This window comes from Inquilinus sp. (assembly GCF_057815775.1).
This window is the reverse complement of the sequence record NZ_JBYRFX010000340.1, coordinates 1-6,371: the sequence shown is the minus strand read 5'-3', so window position 1 is coordinate 6,371 and position 6,371 is coordinate 1. Positions and strand designations below refer to the sequence as shown.

The window sequence follows — 6,371 nt, the reverse complement described above, 5'->3', positions numbered from 1 at the left end:
CTTCGTCGACGAGACGCTGGTCGAGATCCGGTCCCCGGCCGATGCGATCCGCCACGGCATCGGGCTGGTGCCGGAGGACCGCAAGCAGCAGGCGCTGTTCCTGTCGCTGGCGATCCGCGCCAATCTGGCGATCACCGCGCTCGGCAAGCTGTCCGGCCTGTTTGGCTATGTCTCCGATACCAGGGAGAAGGGGCTGGTCGAGGAATACCGCCGCGCGCTGGGCATCCGCATGGCCAGTTCCGAGCAGCAGATCGCCAACCTGTCCGGCGGCAACCAGCAGAAGGTGGTGCTGGCGCGCTGGCTGGCGCTGCGGCCCAAGGTGCTGATCGTGGACGAACCGACGCGCGGCATCGACGTCGCCGCCAAGGCGGAGGTGCACCAGCTGCTCGGCCGCCGGGCACAGGAGGGCATCGCGATCATCGCCATCTCCTCCGAGTTGCCGGAGGTGCTGGCGGTCAGCGACCGCATCGTCGCGATGTGCGAGGGCCGCATCACCGGCGAGGTCGACCGCGCCGATGCGGATGAAGAAACGCTGATGCGGCTGATGACGCGCCGGCAAGCAGCCTAGCGCCTGTTTGAGAATGCGCTGGTGAGAGTCGGCTGGTGGTGGATTCGAGAACCGGAGCGCAGCGGACCTCTACGTCCGTGAGCACCGGAAGCGCAGAAGCCGCCATCAGGCGGCCGCGCCAGTAGCATTATCAGGCAGGCGCGTGAAAAAAGGGATAGGGATGGCGCAGGGCACGACACTTCCGGAGCGGGACGGCGGGTTCGATCTGTTCGGCCTGCTGGCACGGTTTGCGCCGCTGATCTTCCTGGTGGTGCTGATGGCGGGCTTCGCCATTGCCGATCCGCGCTTCATCTCCACGGTCAACCTGCTGAACGTGCTGCGCCAGGTCTCGATCTCCGGCCTGCTGGCGATCGGCATGACCTTCGTCATCCTGACCGCCGGCATCGACCTGTCGGTCGGGGCGGTGCTGGCCTTCTGCGGCCTGGCCGCCGCGATCGTCGCCAAGGGCAGCGCCACCGGCAATTTCTCGCTCGGTAGCGACGAGGTGCAGGGCTATGGCTGGGGCATGGCGGCGCTGGCCTCGGTCCTGCTCGGCATGGCCGCCGGCGCGGTGCAGGGCTTCGCCATCACCCGTCTCAAGGTGCCGCCCTTCGTGGTGACGCTGGGCGGCATGTCGGTGTTCCGCGGCGCGGCGCTGCTGCTGTCCGGCGGCGGGCCGATCAGCGGCTTCGACGCCGGCTTCCGCTATTGGGGCCAGGGCAGGTTCCTGGAGATCCCGGTGCCGGTGCTGATCTTCCTCGGCTTCGCCATCCTGGCCCATCTGGTGCTGCGCTACACCCGCTTCGGCCGCCAGGTCTATGCCGTGGGCGGCAACCCCGAGGCGGCGCGCCTGTCCGGGCTGAAGGTCCGGCGGGTGCTGCTCGGCGTCTACATCATCATGGGCTTCTTCGTCGGGCTCGGCGCCTTCGTGCTGTCGGCCCGGCTGAATTCGGCCGAGGCGGTGGCGGGGCAGGGCTATGAGCTGACGGTGATCGCCTCGGTGGTGATCGGCGGCACCAGCCTGTTCGGCGGTATCGGCACCATCTTCGGCACCGTGATCGGCACCGTGCTGATCGGCGTGCTGCTGAACGGCCTGGTGCTGCTGAACGTGTCGTCCTACGTGCAGCAGATCATCATCGGCGTCATCATCGTCCTGGCCGTGGCCTTCGACACCTTCGCCAAGTCGCGCCGCCGGCGGGTGTAGCGCCGATATTTTCGGGGGCCGATGTCGAAACGGCTGCTGCCGGCCCGTCATGGCATCGAGCGACACCATCCGCGCTCGATCCCGATGAGGAGAAGACCATGCAGTACGCCTTGCTGTTCCAGCACAGCCCCGACCATTTCGCCATGCGCAAGGACCCGCAGCAGCATGCCGCCTTCTGGGCCGCCTTCGGCCCCTACATGAAGGCGTTGCAGGAGGCCGGCGTGATCGTCGCCGGCGCTGGGCTGGAGCCGCCGGAGACGGCGACCACCGTGCGACGGCGGGACGGCCAGCGCCTGGTGCAGGACGGGCCCTTCGCCGACACCAAGGAACAGCTGGCCGGTTTCTTCATCATCGAGGTGCCGGATCTCGATGCCGCGCTCGACTGGGCCGCCCGTTATCCCGCCGGGGCCGGCGACGGCGTCGAGGTCCGGCCGGTGATGCCGCGCGGCTGAGGGCATGGCCATGGATGGCCCGCGCCGCGCCGTCGAGCGGGCGGCGCGTGACTCCTATGGCCGGCTGGTCACCTTCCTCCCCGCCAGGTCGCGCGACCTGGCGGCGGCGGAGGATGCGCTGGCCGACGCCTTCCGCATCGCCTTGGAAGCCTGGCCCCGCGACGGTGTGCCGGACAAGCCGGAGGCGTGGCTGCTGACCGCCGCGCGCCGGCGGCTGGTCGACGGCGCCCGCCATGCCCGGGTGCGGGCCGAGGCGGTGCCGGATCTGCTGGTGGTGGCGGATGAAGCGCAGGTGCTGGTGGAGGCCGATGCTTTCCCCGACGAGCGGCTGAAGCTGCTGTTCGTCTGTGCCCATCCGGCGATCGACCCGGCGATGCACACGCCGCTGATGCTGCAGACGGTGTTGGGGCTGGACGCGGCGCGCATCGCCTCTGCCTTCCTGGTCAAGCCGTCGGCGATGGGGCAGCGCCTGTCCCGCGCCAAGGTGAAGATTCGTGACGCCGGCTTCGCCTTCGAACTGCCGGAGGCCCGGGAGCTGGCGCCGCGCCTGGATGCGGTGCTGCAGGCGATCTACGCCGCCTATGGCAGCGGCTGGGACGATGTCGCCGGCGCCGACCCGCGCCGCAAGGGCCTGGCGGCGGAGGCGATCGAACTCGGCCGGCTGCTGCGGCCGCTGATGCCCGTCGAGCCCGAGGTCGAAGGGCTGCTGGCGCTGATGCTGTATTGCGAGGCCCGGCGGGAGGCGCGGCGCAGCCCGGCCGGCGACTTCGTGCCGCTGTCGCAGCAGGACACGGCACGGTGGTCGCAGCCGATGCTGGCCGAGGCGGAGCGGATGCTCGCGGCCGCCGCCCAGGATGGCCGGATGGGGCGGTTCCAGCTCGAAGCGGCGATCCAGTCGGCGCATGCCCAGCGGGCCTGGACCGGCCGCACCGACTGGGAGGCCGTGGCGCTGCTGTATGAGGGGCTGGTGCGGCTGAGCCCGACGATCGGCGCCCTGGTCGGCCGGGCCGCCGCCATGGCCGAAGCCCGCGGCGCCGCGGCGGGCTGGGCGCTGCTCCAGGACATCCCGGCCGAGGCGGTCAGCAGTTACCAGCCCTATTGGGCCCTGGCCGCCCATCTGCTGCGGCGGCTCGGGCAGCCGGCCGATGCGGCCTATGAGCGCGCCATTGGCCTGTGCGAGGACCCGGCGATGCGCGACTTCCTGCTGCGGCAGATGGTGGCCGGTTAGGGCGGGAACGACGCCAGCCCCGCCAGCCGGACCAGCAGGAAGGCGATCCCGGCGAGGAGGATCAGGGTGCACAGGGCAATGGCGACGCGCATCGCCACCACGGATCGTCGCGGCGGCCCGGCCGCGCCGTGCCGCGTGGCGAGGTCGCGCCGGAGGCGGCGAAACCACCGGGCCAGGCCCCAGCCGCCGACCAGGACCGAGATCCCGGCCAGGCCGAGATAGCTCCAGAACACGCCGGACGCGCCGAAGCGCTGGAACAGCACGCCGGTCCGCTCCGGCGCATCGAGGCCGACGCCGGAAAAGGCGCTGTAGACCAGCGCCAGCCCGGCCAGGATCAGGCCGAGCCATTTGATCGGCGTTTCGATCACCGCAGTGCTCGTGCCACCCGTGCGACCATGGCGGGCACGTCGGCCAGGTCATGGTACAGGCCGAAGCCGAAGCGCAGCCGGTCGTCGCGGTGGTCGACGACGATGCCGGCCGCGCTCAGCCGCCCATCGATCGTGCCGGCCGCATCGGTCCGGTAGGTCAGGAAATGGCCGCGATGCGGCTGGTCCAGCGGCACCAGCAGCCGGCTGCGGGCCAGATCGAGCGGCCCGGCGCGGTCGAGGCCTTCGCCGAAGGCCTGCTGCAGCGCCAGCACATGGGTATGAATCACGGGCACGTCGATGCCGCGCTCCGCCAGCAAATCGAGCACGGCGAGCAGCCGGTACAGGCCGGAGGGATCGAAGGTCGAGCCGAGGAAACGGCTGCCGTCGGTGCCATAGGGCACGCGCCCATCCTGAGCCCCGGCCAGCGCGCCGAAGGCGGCGTACCAGCCGGTGTCGCGCGGCCGGGCGCCGTAGCCCGGCGGCACATGCAGGAAGCAGGCGCCTTCGCCGGCCATGGCATATTTGTAGCCGCCGGCGATGTAGAAGGCGCGGTCGGCCACCGCAGCCAGGCTGGTCGGCAGCGCCATGAAGCCGTGATAGCCGTCGATGGCGATCAGCGTCTCGCGATCCGGCACGGCATCGACCAGCGCCGCCAGGTCGGGCAGGGCATAGCCCGAGTTGAAGAACACCTGGCTGAAGAACACCAGATCGTGGCCGCCGGCCCGTGCCGCCGCGGCGAAGCGGGCGGGGAAATCGGCGGTCGGTTCCTGCGTCACGCGGGTGACGGCGACCAGCCCGTCCTCCTCCAGCCGCGCCACCTGGCGGCGGAAGCTGTGGAATTCGGAATCGGTGGTCAGGATCCGCGCCGGCCGGTCCGCCGGCAGGCAGGACAGCAGCCGCCGCACGAATTCATGCGTGTTCGGCGCGAAGGCGAGGGAGGCGGGGTCGGGCAGGTCCAGGATCGCGGCGATCCGCGCCTGCAGCCGCGGCACCAGCCCGCCGAAGATCGGGCCCCATTTCTGGTCGGCGTGCAGCGCGCTGTCCTCGACATAGCGCAGCTGGGCCGCGAACACGGCGTCAGGCCACAAATGATGGCTGTGCGCCGCCAGGTGCAGCCGGTCCGGTGCTGCGCCGAGGAAGCGGGAGAACAGCAGCTTGTACGTCACTTGGCCGTCTCCTGGCCGCCGGCTTCACCGTCATAGGATAGGCCGGTGCGGCGGGTGATCTCTTCAGGCAGCGGCGGCAGGGCCGAGCGCGGGATCAGGTAGGTCGACAGGGTGAACAGATCGCCGAACACGCGGTGCTTCTCGGCCGTGCGGCTGAGATAGTCATGGCCGGAGGAGCCGCCGGTGCCGGTCTTCAGCCCGATCATGCGCTGGACCATCAGGGCGTGGCGATAGCGCCACAGCGTCATGGTCTCGTCGATGTCCATCAGCAGGCTGATCAGCCCGAACGGCACCTGCAGCGCCGGCTCGTCGCGATAGAGATTGATGAACAGGGCGGCCTGCAGCGCTCGCCACGACATCCGCCACGACCCCTGCGCCACCTCGGCGGCATACAGCGTCTCGTCGAACAGCGCGTCGAAGCGGGACAGCGCCTGGCGCAGGGCCGCGACCTCTTTCTCCCGCGCCGTGTCGTCCAGCGTCGGATGACCGGCGATGTGGCCGATATCGCCCTCCAGCATCTCCACCACCGCCTGGCGATAGGCCTCGTGGAAGCGGTAGCCGCCACGCTCGATGAACGGGGTGCGGGCCAGCCAGGCGTCGAGCTGGTCGAACAGGCTGGGCTGGCCGACCGCCGCCGACACCCGCTCGCGCCCCGGCGATTCCAGCCGGGTCTCGAACGACTTGCCCTCATAGGCCAGCCGGTCGGCGGTGCGCAGGCCCAGCCGGATCTCGATCAGCCGGAACTGCGCGCTCTGGAAGCCCGAGGCCGGGCGCAGCAGGTCGCGGAAATCGAGGAAATCCAGTGGCGTCATCGTCTCCAGCACGTCGAGCTGGTGCACGCCAAGCTTCAGGATCTCGTGGATCCGGTGCAGTGCCCGCGTCGCCCGGGCGATGGCGCGGTCATCCACCCGCTCGGCCGCGAACACACCCTGCACGGCATCGAGCTCGAACAGGATCTGCTTGAACCACAGCTCGTAGGCCTGGTGGATGATGATGAACAGCATCTCGTCATGGGCGGGCCGCCCGGCCTTTTCGCTTTCGCGGGCCTGGAGGTCGAGAAGCTGTTCGAGCTGGAGATAGGATCCGTAATGGACGCCTGGTTCGGCCATGGCGCGTCTCCCGTTAGGCTGGTGCCTGCCGGTTGCCGGCTGAAGCCGACCGCGGTCCAGTGATTGGCGGGACGCTAGCGCGACCGGGCTGCGTCCCGCAAGCCGGTGCTCAGCCCGCTTTGGCGAGATAATCGGCCAGGGCCTGGCCGAAGCGCTGGACCTCCGCGATCGTGTTGTAGTGGACCATGGAGACGCGCAGCGCGCCGGTCGCCATGCTGAGGCCCAGCCGCTTCATCAGCCGCGGCGCGTACATGTGGCCGTCGCGGATGCCGATCCCCACGTCGTTCATGGCATCGG

General features: G+C 70.2%; 8 protein-coding genes. 4 read left to right on the top strand and 4 right to left on the bottom strand.

All coding sequences use genetic code 11. The features are described from left to right. The 4 genes from AC3XYG_RS12110 to AC3XYG_RS12095 form a co-directional block, all read left to right on the top strand. Positions 1 to 568: ATP-binding cassette domain-containing protein (locus tag AC3XYG_RS12110; protein WP_489140086.1), on the top strand; the 568-nt coding region annotated here is incomplete at its 5' end. Between the two features lie 160 nt (positions 569 to 728). Next, entirely contained in the window at positions 729 to 1,751 is a 1,023-nt protein-coding gene (locus tag AC3XYG_RS12105) for an ABC transporter permease (protein WP_489140085.1), read from the top strand. Positions 1,752 to 1,849: 98 nt separating this feature from the next. Further along, positions 1,850 to 2,203: a YciI family protein gene (locus AC3XYG_RS12100; RefSeq protein WP_489140084.1), complete on the top strand. Its 354-nt coding sequence runs from the start codon at positions 1,850 to 1,852 to the stop codon at positions 2,201 to 2,203. Positions 2,204 to 2,207: 4 nt separating this feature from the next. Continuing rightward, on the top strand, positions 2,208 to 3,431 hold the full coding sequence (locus AC3XYG_RS12095; protein ID WP_489140083.1) for an RNA polymerase sigma factor: 1,224 nt from the start codon (positions 2,208 to 2,210) through the stop codon (positions 3,429 to 3,431). On the opposite strand, the gene AC3XYG_RS12090 is transcribed toward AC3XYG_RS12095, so the two are convergent. The 4 genes from AC3XYG_RS12090 to AC3XYG_RS12075 all read right to left on the bottom strand — a co-directional run. Further along, a complete protein-coding gene (locus AC3XYG_RS12090; protein ID WP_489140082.1) occupies positions 3,428 to 3,799 on the bottom strand; it encodes a hypothetical protein in 372 nt (123 codons plus the stop codon). The genes AC3XYG_RS12095 and AC3XYG_RS12090 overlap by 4 nt on opposite strands. Further along, positions 3,796 to 4,965, bottom strand: coding sequence for a kynureninase/PvdN C-terminal domain-containing protein (locus AC3XYG_RS12085; RefSeq protein ID WP_489140081.1), 1,170 nt, complete (start codon positions 4,963 to 4,965; stop codon positions 3,796 to 3,798). Before AC3XYG_RS12085 ends, AC3XYG_RS12090 begins: the two co-directional genes overlap by 4 nt. Beyond that, a complete protein-coding gene (locus tag AC3XYG_RS12080) occupies positions 4,962 to 6,074 on the bottom strand; it encodes a tryptophan 2,3-dioxygenase family protein (RefSeq protein ID WP_489140080.1) in 1,113 nt (370 codons plus the stop codon). The genes AC3XYG_RS12085 and AC3XYG_RS12080 overlap by 4 nt, the downstream gene beginning before the upstream one ends. Before the next feature lie 109 nt (positions 6,075 to 6,183). Continuing rightward, positions 6,184 to 6,371 (bottom strand): aminotransferase class V-fold PLP-dependent enzyme (locus AC3XYG_RS12075; RefSeq protein WP_489140079.1); only part of this gene is annotated, 188 nt, incomplete at its 5' end.